Source organism: Oenococcus alcoholitolerans, assembly GCF_051852995.1.
GTDB classification, from domain to species: Bacteria; Bacillota; Bacilli; order Lactobacillales; family Lactobacillaceae; genus Oenococcus; species Oenococcus alcoholitolerans.
The window spans coordinates 1,341,522-1,357,932 of record NZ_CP176042.1 but is presented as its reverse complement, the minus strand read 5'-3'; the positions used below and the strand labels follow the sequence as shown (position 1 = coordinate 1,357,932).

The following is a 16,411-nucleotide window of genomic DNA, read 5'->3' as shown; positions in this document are numbered from 1 at the left end:
CACTTTAAGGAGCAATAATGACGATAAGCAATCTATCAATGTTGACAGATCTTTATGAGTTTTCTATGGCTAACGGCTATGTCAAAAGCGATCCTGAGCAAAAGGCAGCTTTTGATATCTTTTTCCGAAGCGTCCCTGATCACGGCAGTTTTGTGATCTCGGCCGGCCTTCAACTGGTGATCGAGGAATTACAGAACCTCCATTTTGATAAAAATGATTTGGAGTATTTGCGATCTTTAAAAATGTATTCTGAAGATTTTATCGATTACCTAAAGGACATACGTTTTGCTTGCGATATTTGGGCTGTTAAAGAAGGAACGCCCGTTTTTCCGCAAGAACCCGTGCTGACCGTTTTCGGACCTTTGATCCAGGCCCAATTATTAGAAACCTTCTTGCTTAATACACTTAACCATCAATCTTTGATCGCGACTAAAGCACGGCGGATCACTTACGCTGCCGGCAAGCGGCCGGTCATGGAATTTGGTGCTCGTCGAGCTCAAGGGGCTTCAGCCGCCGTTTGGGGTTCTAGAGCTGCTGTTATCGGCGGATGTTCGTCTACCTCTAATGTTTTCGCGGCCAAAAAATTTTCGATCCCGGCTGCCGGCACGATGGCTCATGCATGGATAGAAGCTTTTCCAAGCGAATCGGCTGCCTTTGAGAAATGGGCGGAATTATATCCTGACAATGCCTATTTGCTGGTCGATACCTATGATGTCTTGAACTCCGGCTTGCCGAATGCGATCAAGGTTTTTGATAAATTAAAGAAACAAGGCCGGCATAACTTTGGTATTCGGATCGATTCTGGGGATTTGACTGCACTTTCCAAAAAAGCACGTCGGATTTTAGATCAAGCAGGTTTTCCAGAGGCCAAGATCACTGTTTCTAATGCCTTGGATGAGGACATCATTAAATCATTGCTTTCTGAAAAAGCACCGATCGATAATTTCGGCGTTGGCGATAAGCTGATAACCAGCGCTTCGTCACCAGTATTGGGCGGTGTTTATAAATTATCATTGATCGAAAATGAACACGGCAGTTTTCCGAAGATGAAGATCAGCGATAGCCAGGCCAAACTTACTTTACCGGGTTTGAAGACTTTTTATCGTTTGTATCGTAAAGATGATGGTTCTGCTTTTGCCGATCTGATCGCCTTGGCAGGTCAAAAGGTATCTGAGCGGATCGAAGTTATTGATGCGGACCCTTTGGCAACTAAGCGGCGGATCCTTTTAGAAAATTTCAATATCAAACAGGTACCGCAAAAAATATTCGAACAAGGGAAAAAAGTTTATCAAAACGGCAGCGTCGATGATATCAAGGCCTATTCAAAACAGCAGCTGGCACAATTACCGCCGGAAACGCAGCGTCTTAAAAATCCGACTTTTTATCCAGTTTATCTGACTTTGGAATTATCAAGTATGCAAGAAGAATTATTATCACAAGCTAAGGGCTGATCTGAAGGATAAAATATAGTCATGTTGAAAGTTTTTAATACCGCTAGTCAAAAAAAAGAAGAATTCGTGCCTTTGCAGGCTGGTAAAGTTTCTATGTACGTCTGCGGACCGACCGTTTATAACTACATTCACGTCGGCAATGCTCGAAGTGCGATCGCTTTTGATGTTATTCGCCGCTATTTGATTTTTTCTGGTTACGATGTCAATTTCGTTTCTAATTTTACCGATGTTGATGACAAGATCATTAACCGGGCTCAAGAAGAAGGAGTCAGCGAAAAAGAAATTGCTGATAAATACATCAAAGCTTTTTATGCCGACACGATCCCCCTGAACATTTTGCCTGCGACCAAGCGAACGAGAGCTACCGAAGTGATCGAGGACATTATCAGCTTTATTCAAGATCTGATCGGCAAGGGCTACGCTTATGAGTCCGGCGGCGATGTTTATTTTCGAGTACGCAAATTTCCTGATTACGGTATCTTGACGCATGAAAGCCTTGATGATCTGGAAGTTGGCGCATCCGGCCGTTTAGACGATGCTGATCAGGATTTGAAAGAAGATCCGCTTGATTTTGCACTTTGGAAAAATGAGAAGCGTCCAGTTATCAGATGGGATTCTCCTTGGGGCAAAGGCCGTCCGGGCTGGCATATCGAATGTTCTGTCATGTCGACAAAATATTTAGGCAAAACGATCGATATCCATGGCGGCGGGATCGATTTGGCTTTTCCGCATCATACTGACGAGATCGCACAATCCGAGGCGCGAAATGGTCAAAAGTTCGTTGATTATTGGCTTCATAATGGTTTTGTCAACGTTAATAATGAAAAAATGAGCAAGTCTTTGGGTAATTTTACGACTGTACACCAGCTTTTGGCCGAATACGATGATCCAATGGCTATCCGGTATTTAATGGCCAGCACCCAATACCGCCGGCCGATCAATTATTCAAAAGATGAATTGGAACGAGCACAAACCGAACTCGATCGGATCAGGACTGCTTATCGACGGCTTGACAGTTTGATAGGATCGTCCGATCTTGGCGATGATCAACAGATAGAGGATCAATTGACGAAAATAAGAGCTGATTTCGTTGCAGCGATGGATGATGATTTCAATGTTGCCAATGCTAATTCTGCCATTTTTGATTTGGTTCGGTTGGCTAATTCTTATGTCGATAAGGCTCAGGTCAAAAAAAATTCGGCTTTGAAGATATTGCAGTTATTAAATGATCTGACTGGTGTCTTGGGTATCGGCGATCTGTCAGCTCAACAAAAACAAGAAGCATATTCTCAGCAGCTGTCCCAGTTATTGAAGCGGCGCCAACAAGCACGTGAAAAAAAAGATTGGCATTTATCTGATCAATTGCGTGATCAGATAAATCAGTTGGGATATCAAGTGATCGATTCGACGAGCGGTCAGAGAGTTGAGAAATTATGAAAAAAGAACCGATAAAGTTGTTTGCGACTGATATGGACGGCACTTTGCTCGATCATAATAATTCTTTTGATCGGCAGAAGATGGCTTTGGTGCTTGAAAAAATCAAAAAATTAAATGGTCATTTCGTTTTGGCTACTGGCAATCAGATCAAACGGATCGACCGGATGTTTGACGGTTTGGACCCAAAAAACGAGGTCATATCTTATGTATCGGAAAATGGTGCATTAGTCGCATCTGACGGCAAGCTGATCAGCCAATCGGTCATTGATCCCAATAAAGTCGCTTATTTGTATGGTTTGATACCCAGATTTCAAACACCGCCCGATCTATTGATGTTTGCCTCGCAGACCTCATCGTACATGCCTGAATGGCAGCCGGTCGTCAAAGATCAAAATCTAAAAATTTTTTCGACCGGTACGATCAATGAATTCTATCCCGGCTGGCGCCCCATAAAAAGTGTGTCTGAGATCACTGAACCGATCGATAAGATATCTCTTTACTGGCACGATTATGATGGCCAACAATTATTAGACGAAATACAAAATGACCCTGTACTGCAAGGTCTGCAAACACTTGCCTCTGGATACGGCGCGATCGACATTGTCAACGGGGAAGTCGATAAAGCTTTCGGTTTGAAGATCTTGGCGGAAAAATTAGCACTGGCTCCTGAGCAAATGGCAGCTTTCGGCGATGGTATGAATGATCTGGCGATGCTGAAATATGTTGGCCATCCATATGTAATGCCTAATGCTTCTGATGATCTTAAGGAAAATTCGCCTTCTAACATGCAGTGGGCGGCTAATGATAATCGGCATGACGGAGTACTTGATACTATTTTGGAAATAATCGAAGAACAAAGAAAAATTAAAAATTAAACAAAGGAAGCAGTATGGCATTTTTACAAGTAAACTATTATTCTAAATTTATTGGTAAGGAATCGATGATGAATGTCATCTTGCCGGAAAGAGACGGCCACAACCCGAACCGCACGGCAAAACAGTTGAGTGATATTCCTGTTTTGTATTTACTGCATGGTATGGGCAATGATTTTTCCGCATGGTCTCGGCGAACGAATATCGAACGATTGGTCCGCTTGACTGATTTAGCGATCGTAATGCCCGATACTGATCTTGGCTGGTATACGAATACTGCTTCAGGACTGAAATATTTTGATGCAACTAGTAAAGAGTTATTTGAAAAAGTAGCTTTGATGTTTCCGCAAATTTCAAAAAAAGTTGAAAAACATTTTATTGCCGGTGTCTCGATGGGCGGATATGGCGCTTTTAAAATGGCTCTGGCCACTGATTATTTCTCGTATGCAGCATCTTTGTCGGGTGCTTTGACTTTAGATTTTAGTTATCCGCAAGTTTTTCAGATGGCTCCGCAAGCTTATTGGGAGGGGATTTTTGGTAATTTAGATGATTTTCATGAATCTGAAAATGACCTTTTGACTCTTGCTAAAAAAAGGATCGATGATAAAAAAACTTTGCCTAAGCTCTATGCTTGGATCGGTCAGCAAGATTTTTTGCTGCCGGCAAACGAATACGCAGTACCCAAACTGAAAGCTCTCGGCTATGATCTCACTTATAAAACTGATCCCGGCCGGCACGAGTGGTATTACTGGAACAAGCAGATCGAAAATGTGTTAGAGTGGTTGCCGATAAAGTATATTAAAGAAGAGCGGTTGTCTTGACCGATTTTTTAATTTTTTAAGGAGGGATGATTAATGGGTGAATTTGGTATTTTTCAAAGCAGCGAGATCTTAGAGAAATTGTCTGATGCACGTTTTGTCGTATCCGGCAAAACGGCCAACGAAAAGGAACTTCAAGATCTTCCTTTTAACGAGGACTATCAACGGCTTTTCTCGCCTTATGACGAGATAACCGTCCGTCCTGATGGTCAGATCCTTGAAGTTTATAAGGGTGAAAAACCGAGCTATGATTGTGCTTGATCATCTTTTTTGAATAATTGCAGGTAATCTTCGTAACCGGCTTCTTTGAGTTTGCTGACGGGGATGAATTTAAGTGCGGCAGAGTTGATACAATATCTTAGTCCGCCTTTTTCTTCTGGCCCGTCCGTAAAAACATGGCCGAGATGGCTTGAAGAGTATCTGCTTTTTACTTCAGTTCTAGTCATGCCGAAAGAGTTATCTACTTTTCTCGTAATTTTAGTTTGATCGATCGGTTTGGTAAAACTTGGCCAGCCGCATCCAGCATCGTACTTGTCTTCGCTGGAAAAAAGCGGGGTGCCGTCAACGACATCGACATAAATGCCTTTTTCGAAAAAGTTGTCATAAATTCCAGTAAAAGGTTTTTCAGTTGCAGATTTCTGCGTGACTTGATATTGCAACTTGTTTAGATGCTTCAACTCTTTTCTCATACTTTTATTTTCCCATACTTATATTTTGTTGATCGCTTTTCTGAATATTCTACCTTAAATTATATAAATCAGCTAAATATTGGGTGAGATTTTATGCGTTAATTTTTTTATACTGTAATCATGACTATTTATAATCCGACAAAAATTCCTGAGGCTGTTTACGACAGTCATACTCATTTGAACGATGATAAGCTTTATTTTGATGTACCGGCTTATATCGGTCGAGCTTCCGAAATGAAAGTATTGGAAATGAACGTTGTCGGCTATGATGAGAAAAGCAATCAGCGTGCTTTACAGATCGCTCATGATTTTGCTTCTGAAGGTGTTAGAGCTATTTTGGGATTCCAGCCTGAAGACAGTGTCTATTTTGATGATGATGCACAAAAAAAGCTTGCTGATCAATTAGCTGATCCAGCTGTTATCGGGGTCGGCGAGACCGGTTTAGACTGGCATTGGCCGGAACCGGGCAAAGATGTACAGATCGCTTCATTTAAACGCCACTTAGAACTAGCAAAGCAGTTTGGCTTGCCGGCAACGATTCACATGCGCGATTCTTTCGATGATATTTATGCCATTTTAAAAGAAATGCAGATCAATAATTTTGAAATGCATTCGTTTGCCGGAACTCCGCAGCAAGCCGCAAAATTGATCGATCTCGGCGGCTATATAAGTTTTTCCGGCCTCGCGACCTTTAAAAATGCCCATGATGTTCATCAAACGGTTAAAGAGACTCCGCTTTCTAGAATGCTGGTCGAAACTGATGCTCCTTATTTGGCTCCGGTACCAAAAAGGGGTCAAGCCAATGAGCCGGCTTTTACCAAATATGTCGTTGATGATCTGGCGGCGATGATCGGCATCGATCGCAGCCGTTTGGCTGATATAACTACGGAGAATGCTCATAGCTTATGGCCCGAAAAATGAAGAAAAATGTTTTTATCGTTGAAGGCAAAGATGATACTGCAAGGTTGCGGCTGGCTTTGGGACCAAAGCAGCTGACGATCGAAACCGGCGGCTCGCGGATATCTCCGCAAGTATTAGCCAAGATCAAGCGTTTTTTTGCAGATGATAATTATCAGCTGATATTATTGACTGATCCGGACTATCAGGGCAAAAGGATCCGAAAAAAAATCACAGCGCTTTTTCCCGGTATAGCGGAACTTTTTTTGACTAGAGAACAAGCTCATCCGCTTCATTCGGGTTCGTTGGGTGTTGAGAACGCTGATCCGAAAGTTCTAGCTGACCTGATCAGGACTAATATCAAGACACCGGTTTTTGCAGATGGTTCTGAAAATGATTCGCTGACTATAAGCGATCTCTATGATCTGCAATTGATCGGTAAGCCTGAGTCAGCAGCTAAAAGGGCAGTCTTGGCCGAAAAATTTCATTTGCAAGCAGCTAACGGCAAACAGTTTTTAAAAGAATTGAACCTTTTTTCGGTCAGCAAAAAAGATTTGGAAAGAGCGGTAGAAAAATTTGAATAAAATACCTGCGATCGGAACGCCCGTTAGGACTCAAGCGATCATCAATCAATACGGCTTATGGGCCAGTAAACGTTTGGGTCAAAATTTTTTGATCGATCTCAATGTTTTACAAAAAATCGTTGAACAAGCAAAAGTAACTGACCGAGATATCGTTGTTGAGATCGGACCGGGGATCGGTGCTTTGACCGAACAGCTGGCTTTGCATGCTAAAGAAGTTTTTGCTTACGAGATAGACAAAAAATTGATTCCAGTTTTACACGATACTTTATCGGGATTTTCTAACATAGAAATCATTTTTCAAGATATTTTAAAAGCTGACTTTGCAGAATTAAAGGGACATCAGCCGGTCAAAGTGGTTGCTAATCTGCCCTACTATATCACGACCCCGATTTTGTTCGCTCTTTTAAAAAGCCGCCTTGATTTCACATCTTTTACCGTTATGATGCAAAAAGAGGTCGCTCGCCGTATCCAAGCAGGGCCCGGCAGTAAAGATTATGGTGAACTGAGTCTGGCGGTGCAGTATTATTTGGATGTCGATGGTATTTTTGATGTCGATCGCCGTTCCTTTTTACCGCAGCCGGGAGTCGACTCTTCGGTCATAAGCTTAGTTAAAAAAAGAAATTTCAAACCTTTCGTCTTCCAAGAACAGCTGTTTAAAGTCATCAAAGCCGGTTTTGCTCATCGCCGCAAATCTTTGATCAATAATCTTTTATTTTTAGTTAAAAAAAGTCCCGAAAAGCGGCAGCAGCTGGAAAATATTTTAACAGCGATCGATCTGCCGTTAAATATTCGCGGAGAAAAACTTGATCTAAATAAATACGAACAATTGACAAGTTCTCTTATTGAAAAAGGTTTTATTTCCTAATATTGCCTGTGAGCCCTTGCAAAAGTGGTCTATTTTTGTTATACTTAAATACGCTTACGTATATAAGTGCGAGGAGGTTCTATGCCTGAAGTTTTGCAGAATATCAAAAGTGGTCTTGACGAAAGGATCGGCAGCAAAATTACCGTAATTGCTCAAGCAGGTCGTAAGAAAACTACTACCCGCAAAGGCGTGCTCGTAGAAACGTATCCATCACTCTTTGTCGTTGAACTCGATAAAGCGGAAGGTACTTTCGAACGCGTCTCATATAGCTATACTGATGTTCTAACCAAGAATATCGACATCAATTTTGGAAAAAAGGAAAAAATCGCCTAAATCACTGATCAACACCCATATGGTCGATTTAAAAATAAGATATCCGCAAAAAAGCTTGCCATGATGGCAGGCTTTTTATTTTATCTTAAAATTTAATGGATCGAATATAGGTCGACGAAGCCTTTTGATGGTCTAAAAGGTTTAATGCCCAGTTTTTTGTCGACTTTGTTTTTTTGTAATTCGTGAAGCCGGTCTTTCAAATCTTGGCAAGCATATTTTTCAATTATAAAAGGTAATTTTAAGATCCATTTATCATTGGAAAAGTCCGGATAAAAATGACTTAATTTTGGTATCCAGATATTATCTTTGTAAATACCGATGCCGTGATCGATAAAAAATTGGTTGAGCTGATAGTATGCCATCAGCATTTCCGGATCTTTTTCGTTATAGATCACATTGCCATTCTCGTCTATGATCGCTTTCATAACTCTATGATATAATAAAAAGCGAACAAATGTTCGCTTAAATAATTTTATCAAAAGGCAGCTTCTTCATTTTCCGCTAGACGCGCACCCTGATCGTCAAAGCTTAATTTCAATATCTGACAATCAGATAATTCTGATTGCTTTTTTAAGATTTCTATTAGTTGGTCGGCTTGCCGTTCCTTTACGATCGTCATTATCGTCGTCCCGGCACCGGACAGGTAACTGCCGTAGATGCCTTCTTTATGAGCTGATCGACGTACAGTTTCTAATTCTGGAACCAATTTTTGCCTGTAACGTTCGTGTAGACCGTCTTTTTCAGTTAGGGCAAAAGCGGTCGGCCAATCTTGATTTGCTAAAGCAGCTACCAGCAAATTACTTGCGGCACTTGAGCTTACAGCGTTGTTTCGACCGATATATTTTGGCAGGACTGAGCGGGACAATTGAGTTGATAATTGTCTTTTTGGAATTATCGCTACTGGAAGATAATCATCAGGAGTCTTGAATTTGTAGGTCATGAATTTATCATCTTCCAATGGATCTTTGCCGCCAACAACGATTCCTCCAAGCAAAGCCGGGACGGCATTATCTGGATGACCCTCCATTTCAACAGCAATATCCAGTAATTTTTCTGAACTGATTTTTTTTTGACTAAGTTCTTTGCCTAACAAGAGTCCGGCAATGATCGCTGATGATGAAGAACCGAGTCCGCGGGTCAAAGGAATCTCGCTTTTTACCTCAATAATATGGCTTTTAATATCAGGATCGGCATTTAAAGCGCTCTGAACTATCAAATTGCTTGCATCATCAGCGACTTTATTGCCAAATGGGTGGTCAACATGCCACTCTTCACTGGCTGGTCCGATTTGGACTTTTAAATACAAGTTGACGGCACAGCCGATCGAATCAAATCCAGGCCCCATATTTGCGCTGGTTGCTGGTACTATAATTTCTTTTGTCATTTATTGATCATTTTCTTTCCAATAACTTGAATTCATGAACTATCTCAACACCCTTAGCTTGTCTGATAGTCGTTTTAACGGGGTTCAGCTGAGCATCAGAAGCAGGATAGGTTATGATAACTACTCTGGTAGATCCGTCGATCGGGTCATATTGACGAATATTGCGAAAGTTTATATTGCTCATCAAAAAGAAACCAGATAGTTTGTGCATCGCTCCTGGACGATCAGCCACTTTAAAAACTATGTAGCGGCTTGCGATCCTGTTTTTAGGTCCGGCCAAAGCGGTATCACTTTTGAATTGACTGTTGAACCGTGGATTTTTAGGAGCTTTACTTGTTAATTCTAGCAAATCAGCTATGACTGAATTAGCTGTTGGCAGTTTGCCGGCGCCGGGACCATAAAACATTAAACCGCCAGCATAAGCCGCACTAACGAAAATGGCGTTGTTTTCGTTTTGAACTGATGCCAGGGGATGATCTTTAGGTACTAAGGTCGGTCCGACTGAGAATTGTAAACGCCCGTCGATCAAACTGGCATTAGCAAGTAATTTTATTTCATACCCCAGTTCACTGACGTCATTTAAATCTTGTTGAGTAACAGTTCTGATTCCTGACATTTGGATGTCTTTTTGTTCGATCTGTTTGCCAAAGGCAAAGTCGGCCAGGATCTGTAATTTATAAGCTGCATCGATCCCGTCAACATCGTTGGTGGGGTCGGCTTCGGCAAAACCAAGTTCTTGAGCTAATGATAATGCTTGTCTGTAAGACATTTTTTGCTGGCGCATTTTTGACAGAATAAAGTTTGAAGTACCGTTTATAATACCGTTGATACTTTCTATTCGGTCTGAGTCCAAACTGTTTTCTAAAGCTCTTAGTATCGGGATCGCACCAGCCACGGCTGCTTCATAGTAGAATCCAACATTATTTTTCTCTGCCAGATCGGCTAATTGCCTGCCGTCATCTGCGATTAAATCTTTATTAGCGCTTATTACGTTTTTTTTAGCCTCTAATGAAGCGATTATCGCTTTTTTTGCGATCGTTTTGCCGCCGATCAATTCGATAACGATATCGATATCCGGGTCGCCGATGATATCTTCGATCTTTTCGGTCAATTCGATCCCCTGCAGGTCTACTGATCTTTTTTTGTTGATATTTTTAACGAGAACTTTTTTGGTTTGAAAACTTACTCCGAATCTTTTTTTAAAATTTTCAGATTGTTCCCTCAGGATCTCGATCACACCTGTTCCGACCGTTCCAAGGCCCAGAATGCCGATTTGAAATTTTTTCATGAACAAATGGTAACACCTAACGGGTGATTCTGCTATGATAACGCAAGAGAGGTATCTATATTTATGGATTTTCAAAGTAGCAGAGGACAAGCACCGGTCGTAGACGGCCTGCAAGCGGTGATAAATGGACTTGCACCTGACGGCGGTCTGTACGTACCAGTTAATTTTCCAACGATGACCTTTGATTGGGACAAACTTTCCCGACAAAATTATCAGCAGATCGCAATTGACCTTTTATCACTTTTCTTCGACGAATTTTCAAAAGATGAGCTTAAAAAGATGGTTCAAGCTGCCTATGAAAAATTCGATAGTAAAAATGTCGTTGAGATCCACCAGCTTGACCAGCAAAAATTTCTGTTAGAACTTTTTCATGGCCCGACTTTAGCTTTTAAAGATTTGGCTTTATCTTTTCTTCCTTATTTGTTGACGGCAGCAGCGAAAAAAAAGGGTGAAAATAAAAAGCTTGTTATTTTAACAGCAACTTCTGGCGATACCGGGGGTGCGGCTCTTAATGGTTTTGCCGGTGTTCCGGGTACAGAAATCGTTGTTTATTATCCAGAGAATGGTGTTTCGGCTATGCAGCGGCAGCAAATGACGACTTTTTCAGCCGATAACACACGGGTCGTCGGTATTAATGGGAATTTTGATGATACGCAGCGGGCTGTCAAACAACTTTTAGTTGACAAGCGGCTGCATGAACGAATGGCTCAAAAAAAATTGGCCTTTTCATCAGCGAACTCGATCAATATCGGACGGCTGGTACCGCAGATCGTTTATTATATCTATTCTTATGCCTATCTTTACAAAAAAGGTTTTTTGAAGGCTGGCCAAACTTTGGATATTACTGTTCCAACTGGCAATTTTGGCGATATTCTAGCAGCTTACTGGGCAAAAAAAATCGGCCTGCCGGTTGGAAAATTAACAGTGGCTTCCAATGAGAATCATGTTTTGACCGATTTCTTTACTACCGGAGTATATCAAGCTGATCGCCGTTTTCACCAAACAAGCAGCCCGGCCATGGACATATTGGTATCCAGCAATCTCGAACGACTGCTTTTTGATTATGCCGGCAGCCGGAAAACTTCCCAGTGGATGGATCAATTAAAAGAACAAGCATCCTTTCAAATCGATGATCAGACCTTGGCTTTCTTACAGAAAGATTTTAACGCTGCCTTTACCGATGAAGGGCAGACCGATACGAGCATCGAAAAAACGTTTTCTAAAAATGATTATTTGATCGATCCGCATACGGCTGTGGCAGTCAGGGCACAAAATATCTTTTTTAAAGATCGCCCTAGTTTGGTCGTATCGACTGCTAGTCCCTTTAAATTTTCCGAAACGGTCTTGTCGGCCTTGAAAAAGGAAGTCTCTCAACGACCGTATGAAAATATTAAAAAATTGAGTGCTTTATCGGGCAGAAAAATTCCAGCATCGCTTCAAAAACTATTTGAGCTCCCTGTAGCACAAAAAGATCAGCTGGAGATCGATCAAATCTCTGCTGATCTAGTTAAAACTTTAAAGATCGATCATTGATTTTTAACGATCGGTTTACCATCTTTAAAATTTGCGTCATAGATAGCTTCTACGGCTTTTTTTTCTTCTGAAGGACGGACACCAAGCATGATCGATATTTCTGAAGAGCCTTGGTTGACCATCGTTAAAGAAATACCTTTATCCTTTAACGGGTCAACGATACCAGCGATCGCCCCGACTCGGTTGACCAGCCCTTCGCCGACTACCATGATGATCGAATAATCATTTTTCCATTCTAGAGTGTCAGGTTTGATTTCGTCTTTGACCCGCTGTGTCAATTGTTCTTTTCTACCGTTGGTCAGTTGATCTTTAGCAAAAATAATCGTTATATCATCGATACCGGAAGGCATGTGTTCATATGAAATATTTAAGTCGGCAAGGATCTGCAAAACTTTAAGGCTGAAACCGACTTGGCGGTTGACCAAATAACTATGAATGAACAAAGCTGAGAATTTATCTGAGCTTGCAATACCGGTGATTTTGCTTTTGCGGTGGATCTGTGAAGCCGGAACGATCATCGTGCCTTTTTTTTCGGGATCGTTAGTATTTTTTACATTGATCGGTATTTGGCCTTCAATAGCAGGCAAAATCGCTTCGTCGTTAAAAACACCAAAACCGGCATAACTTAATTCACGCATTTCACGGTAACTCATCTTAGTGATAGCAGCTGGATCTTTGACTAAATGAGGATCGACGGAATAGATCGTATCGACATCGGTAAAATTCTCGTATAATTCGCTGGCAAAGCCGCGAGCCAAGATCGAACCGGTTATATCAGAGCCGCCGCGGGCAAAAGTGTTGATCCATCCTTCTTTGGTGACCCCATAAAATCCCGGGAAAACCACGATTTCGTCTTCGTTTAATTTCGTTTGTGCGATCTTGGCGTAAGATCTCGGCAAGACTTGTGCCTGACCTGGTCTGGAGCTCACCAACAGGCCGATCTGTTCAGGCGTTAAATTTCTGGCTTTTAAGCCGGAAGCTTGAAAAAGTTTTGTGATGAGCCAAGCCGACATATGTTCGCCCTGAGCAGCCAAAGCTGCCCTGAAAAAAGCTTCTGATGGGTATTTGCCTGTTTCTATTTTTTTTAAATACTCAGTCAATTCATTTGTAATGTCGGGGCCCAAGCCGAAATCATCGGCAATATCTTGATAACGTTGAATTATTTGTTGACGAAGTTTCGTGTTGTCTTTTTTTTGGATATCATTTTCAGCTAGTTGAAGCAGTAAATCGGTTATTTTTGTATCTTCGGAAAAACGTTTTCCGGGAGCCGATACGACGACGACCCTTCTTTTTTTATCTGCAGCAATGATCTTGATCACTTTTTTGACTTGGCTGCCGCTGGCCAGTGATGTTCCACCGAATTTAACAACTTTCATAAGCTATATTCTAATCGAAAAATAGTTTTTTCCGATAATAATCTTTAATGTTCGGAATTTGCTAACAAAAAAGCTTATATTTAGTAAAATAGTTGAGAAAGGATAATTATGAAAACACCTAGAGCTGAACGCTTAGTCGATATGACACATTATTTGACAGATAGGCCGCGTACTTTGATACCGCTGACCTTTTTTGCCAACCGTTATTCTTCAGCTAAATCTTCGATCTCTGAAGATCTGGCCATCTTGAAAAAGACGCTAAAAGAACGCGGGATCGGCATTTTGGAGACTATTCCCGGTGCGGCTGGCGGAGCTAAATTCTATCCTTATATTTTAGAACGCGAAGCTGATGAATTCGTCAATCGAATGTTGAAAGCTGTAAACGATGAAACTCGGGTCCTGCCCGGCGGCTATGTTTATTTATCTGATCTGCTGGGGCAGCCGTCTATTTTGAGAAAAATCGGTCGCATGGTCGCTACTGAATATTTAAATGAAGATATCCAGGCCGTTATGACTGCCGCAACAAAGGGGATACCTTTAGCCTCTGCTGTTGCTGAACAACTCAATGTACCCTTTGTGATCGTTCGTTCTGGTGAAAATAAAGTGACTGAGGGACCGACTGTTTCGGTCAATTACCTGACAGGTTCTTCTAATCATGTCGAAAAAATGGAGCTTTCCCGGCGCAGTTTACCGACTGGTTACAACATTTTGATCGTTGATGATTTCATGAAGGCTGGTGGTACTATCAATGGTATGAAGACCTTGGCTAAAGAATTCGATGCTGATGTCAAAGGCGTAGCAGTCTTCGCTGAAGGCCGGGCCAATCATCGCCAGGTCTCTGATTTTACCTCGCTGCTTCACGTTGATACGAATCTTGATTCCGGCGAGGTCATCAAAGTCCGTTTGGGAAATTATAAAGAAAATATTTTCCGCGGCAAGGAGAACAGAATTGTCAGAAATTGATGTTGTTATTTTGGCAGCCGGCAAGGGTACACGGATGAAAGATAATATCCCCAAACCTTTGCATGAGGTAGCAGGGCTGCCGATGCTGGAATGGGTCTGCCGAGCAGTACGCCAGATCGATCCTAATAATATAATCGCTGTTCAATCACCGGATGAAGATTTTTCTTCTTTTGTTGACCAAACGGCCGTCCAAAAAGAACAGCTCGGGTCGGCAAATGCTTTAGAATCGGCTTTTGATAAAGTTACTTCAGAAAAAGTTCTTGTTATAAACGCGGATATGCCCTTGATGACTGGAGAAGCGCTTCAAAAGCTTGTTTCCTCAAGCGAGGGTTTTGACGCGGCTGTTTTAGTTGCTTCTTTAAAAAAACCCAATGGTTATGGGCGGGTCATACCGGTTGGCCAGCGGCAAGTGGTCGAACAGATCGTGGAAGAAAAGGATGCGACGACTGAGCAAAAAAAGATCCACTTGGTCAATTCCGGTGTTTATTGTTTTCGGACCGACTATATCAAAAGAGCTATCCGACAAGTTACCGACGACAATCAACAAGAAGAATATTATTTGACTGATGCTCTGCCGGGAGCTAAGATAATCGATCTTGAAGATTGGCGCGATACTTTGGGTGTTAACGATCAAAAGCAGTTGGCACAGGTCAATCGTTATGCTCGTCAGCGGATCGATGACCTGTTGATGGCTTCTGGAGTAGCAATGATCGATCCGGAAAATACTTATATCGATGCCAACGTGATCATCGGTTCGGGAACTGTTATCAAACCGGGAACTGTTATCGAACATGATTCTGTTATCGGCGCTGATAATGAGATCGGTCCTTTTGCGCATTTACGGCAAAAAACTGTTACCGGGGATGACGTTCATATCGGCAATTTTGTTGAAACTAAAAATGCTCAGATCGGATCCCATACTCATATCGGTCATTTAAGTTATGTCGGCGATGCCAAACTGGGTCAAGGTGTCAACGTCGGTGCCGGAACTATTTTCGTTAACTATGATGGCAAAAATAAACACCAGACGATCGTCGGCGACCGTGCCTTTATCGGCAGCAATACTAAGCTGGTAGCACCTGTCAAAATCGATGATGAGGCGATCACGGCGGCTGGATCGACGATAACCAGAGATGTTCCTCATCATTCCATGGGGATTGCTCGTCAACGCCAGACCAATAAAGATGATTTTTGGAAACGAATGCAGCACGAAGATTTTGCTGAAGAATATGTTGAAAAAAATCTGCATCAAGATAAATGATCCGTTATTGTTGACAAAACATCTGATACAAGTAATATAATTAAACTCATTACGATTTTATTTTTTGATCAAAACTGATCTTATTTGGGGAAGATTATGGATAAAAAAAGAAGCAGTACAAGTGTTAGAAATGTTGTGGCAGTAGGTATCGGTACAGCCGTATTTTTTGTTTTGATGCGTTTTGCCGCTATCCCGACACCTATTTCCAATACCACTATTAACCTCGCTGAACCTTGGTTGAGCCTGATCGCTGCCATTTTTGGTCCGGTCGTTGGTTTTTTGGTTGGTTTTATCGGTCATACTTTAAATGATGCGACCGCCGGCTGGGGCGTTTGGTGGACTTGGGTTTTTGCTGATGGAGTTTTAGGTCTGCTTTTAGGCTTGGTAAAGTCGCGGCTGAAATTAGCCGAAGGTGCACTCACATCGGCTAAGATAGTGTTATTTAATTTTTGGCAGATCATCTCAAATGTGATCGCTTGGTTTTTAATCGCTCCGTTAGGTGATATCATCGTTTATCGTCAACCGGCAGCTAAAGTGTTTTTACAAGGTTTTTGGGCAGGTATCGGCAATATCATCGGTATTGCCGTTATCGGTACGATCCTTTTGGTCGCATATAGCAAAACCAGAACAAAAAATGACTCACTAAAATCAGAAAAATAA

Annotated in this window: 18 protein-coding genes; 13 read left to right on the top strand and 5 right to left on the bottom strand. The window is 41.7% G+C overall.

The window, feature by feature from the left end; translation table 11 throughout:
* Positions 1–17: 17 nt before the first annotated feature.
* Genes ACKP2L_RS07415 through ACKP2L_RS07395 form a run of 5 tightly spaced genes read left to right on the top strand, consistent with a single transcriptional unit; the run spans position 18 to position 4,839 of the window.
* Positions 18–1,451 (top strand): nicotinate phosphoribosyltransferase, encoded by a 1,434-nt coding sequence (locus tag ACKP2L_RS07415; RefSeq protein WP_439425222.1) that lies wholly within the window; start codon positions 18–20, stop codon positions 1,449–1,451.
* 21 nt (positions 1,452–1,472) lie between these two features.
* A complete protein-coding gene (cysS, locus tag ACKP2L_RS07410) occupies positions 1,473–2,888 on the top strand; it encodes a cysteine--tRNA ligase (protein WP_439425221.1) in 1,416 nt (471 codons plus the stop codon).
* Complete coding sequence (locus tag ACKP2L_RS07405) at positions 2,885–3,763, top strand: HAD-IIB family hydrolase (protein WP_439425220.1); 879 nt, start codon at positions 2,885–2,887, stop codon at positions 3,761–3,763. Before cysS ends, ACKP2L_RS07405 begins: the two co-directional genes overlap by 4 nt.
* Before the next feature lie 14 nt (positions 3,764–3,777).
* Positions 3,778–4,581, top strand: coding sequence for an alpha/beta hydrolase (locus ACKP2L_RS07400; protein WP_439425219.1), 804 nt, complete (start codon positions 3,778–3,780; stop codon positions 4,579–4,581).
* 33 nt (positions 4,582–4,614) lie between these two features.
* The gene (locus ACKP2L_RS07395; RefSeq protein ID WP_439425218.1) at positions 4,615–4,839 is read left to right on the top strand and encodes a hypothetical protein; all 225 of its coding nucleotides are present in this window, start codon (positions 4,615–4,617) and stop codon (positions 4,837–4,839) included.
* On the opposite strand, the gene msrB is transcribed toward ACKP2L_RS07395, so the two are convergent.
* Positions 4,824–5,267, bottom strand: coding sequence for a peptide-methionine (R)-S-oxide reductase MsrB (gene msrB / locus ACKP2L_RS07390; RefSeq protein ID WP_439425217.1), 444 nt, complete (start codon positions 5,265–5,267; stop codon positions 4,824–4,826). The two genes, ACKP2L_RS07395 and msrB, sit on opposite strands and share 16 nt — an antisense overlap.
* 120 nt (positions 5,268–5,387) lie before the next feature.
* Here msrB and ACKP2L_RS07385 point away from each other — a divergent pair, with 120 nt between their 5' ends.
* The 4 genes from ACKP2L_RS07385 to ACKP2L_RS07370 all read left to right on the top strand — a co-directional run bounded on the left by ACKP2L_RS07385 (position 5,388) and on the right by ACKP2L_RS07370 (position 7,946).
* Positions 5,388–6,188, top strand: coding sequence for a TatD family hydrolase (locus ACKP2L_RS07385; protein WP_439425216.1), 801 nt, complete (start codon positions 5,388–5,390; stop codon positions 6,186–6,188).
* Entirely contained in the window at positions 6,185–6,748 is a 564-nt protein-coding gene (locus ACKP2L_RS07380; protein WP_439425215.1) for a toprim domain-containing protein, read from the top strand. The genes ACKP2L_RS07385 and ACKP2L_RS07380 overlap by 4 nt, the downstream gene beginning before the upstream one ends.
* Positions 6,741–7,613, top strand: a complete 873-nt coding sequence (gene rsmA / locus ACKP2L_RS07375; protein WP_439425214.1) for a 16S rRNA (adenine(1518)-N(6)/adenine(1519)-N(6))-dimethyltransferase RsmA — start codon at positions 6,741–6,743, stop codon at positions 7,611–7,613. Before ACKP2L_RS07380 ends, rsmA begins: the two co-directional genes overlap by 8 nt.
* An 81-nt stretch (positions 7,614–7,694) precedes the next feature.
* Positions 7,695–7,946, top strand: coding sequence for a Veg family protein (locus tag ACKP2L_RS07370; RefSeq protein WP_439425213.1), 252 nt, complete (start codon positions 7,695–7,697; stop codon positions 7,944–7,946).
* Positions 7,947–8,038: 92 nt separating this feature from the next.
* Here ACKP2L_RS07370 and ACKP2L_RS07365 read toward each other — a convergent pair whose 3' ends face one another.
* Genes ACKP2L_RS07365 through ACKP2L_RS07355 form a run of 3 tightly spaced genes read right to left on the bottom strand, consistent with a single transcriptional unit; the run spans position 8,039 to position 10,618 of the window.
* A complete protein-coding gene (locus ACKP2L_RS07365) occupies positions 8,039–8,371 on the bottom strand; it encodes a hypothetical protein (RefSeq protein WP_439425212.1) in 333 nt (110 codons plus the stop codon).
* A gap of 50 nt (positions 8,372–8,421) precedes the next feature.
* Entirely contained in the window at positions 8,422–9,330 is a 909-nt protein-coding gene (gene thrB, locus ACKP2L_RS07360) for a homoserine kinase (RefSeq protein WP_439425211.1), read from the bottom strand.
* A 7-nt stretch (positions 9,331–9,337) separates the two neighbouring features.
* Positions 9,338–10,618: a homoserine dehydrogenase gene (locus tag ACKP2L_RS07355; protein ID WP_439425210.1), complete on the bottom strand. Its 1,281-nt coding sequence runs from the start codon at positions 10,616–10,618 to the stop codon at positions 9,338–9,340.
* 63 nt (positions 10,619–10,681) lie between these two features.
* On the opposite strand from ACKP2L_RS07355, the gene thrC reads away from it, so the two are divergent.
* Positions 10,682–12,151 (top strand): threonine synthase, encoded by a 1,470-nt coding sequence (gene thrC / locus ACKP2L_RS07350; RefSeq protein WP_439425209.1) that lies wholly within the window; start codon positions 10,682–10,684, stop codon positions 12,149–12,151.
* On the opposite strand, the gene ACKP2L_RS07345 is transcribed toward thrC, so the two are convergent.
* A complete protein-coding gene (locus tag ACKP2L_RS07345; RefSeq protein ID WP_439425208.1) occupies positions 12,145–13,527 on the bottom strand; it encodes an aspartate kinase in 1,383 nt (460 codons plus the stop codon). The two genes, thrC and ACKP2L_RS07345, sit on opposite strands and share 7 nt — an antisense overlap.
* A gap of 108 nt (positions 13,528–13,635) precedes the next feature.
* Between ACKP2L_RS07345 and purR the strand changes: the two genes are divergently transcribed.
* From purR to ACKP2L_RS07330, 3 genes are all read left to right on the top strand, one after another.
* On the top strand, positions 13,636–14,490 hold the full coding sequence (gene purR, locus ACKP2L_RS07340; RefSeq protein ID WP_439425207.1) for a pur operon repressor: 855 nt from the start codon (positions 13,636–13,638) through the stop codon (positions 14,488–14,490).
* Entirely contained in the window at positions 14,477–15,751 is a 1,275-nt protein-coding gene (locus tag ACKP2L_RS07335) for a bifunctional UDP-N-acetylglucosamine diphosphorylase/glucosamine-1-phosphate N-acetyltransferase GlmU (protein WP_439425206.1), read from the top strand. The genes purR and ACKP2L_RS07335 overlap by 14 nt, the downstream gene beginning before the upstream one ends.
* 96 nt (positions 15,752–15,847) lie before the next feature.
* Positions 15,848–16,411, top strand: coding sequence for an ECF-type riboflavin transporter substrate-binding protein (locus ACKP2L_RS07330; RefSeq protein WP_439425205.1), 564 nt, complete (start codon positions 15,848–15,850; stop codon positions 16,409–16,411).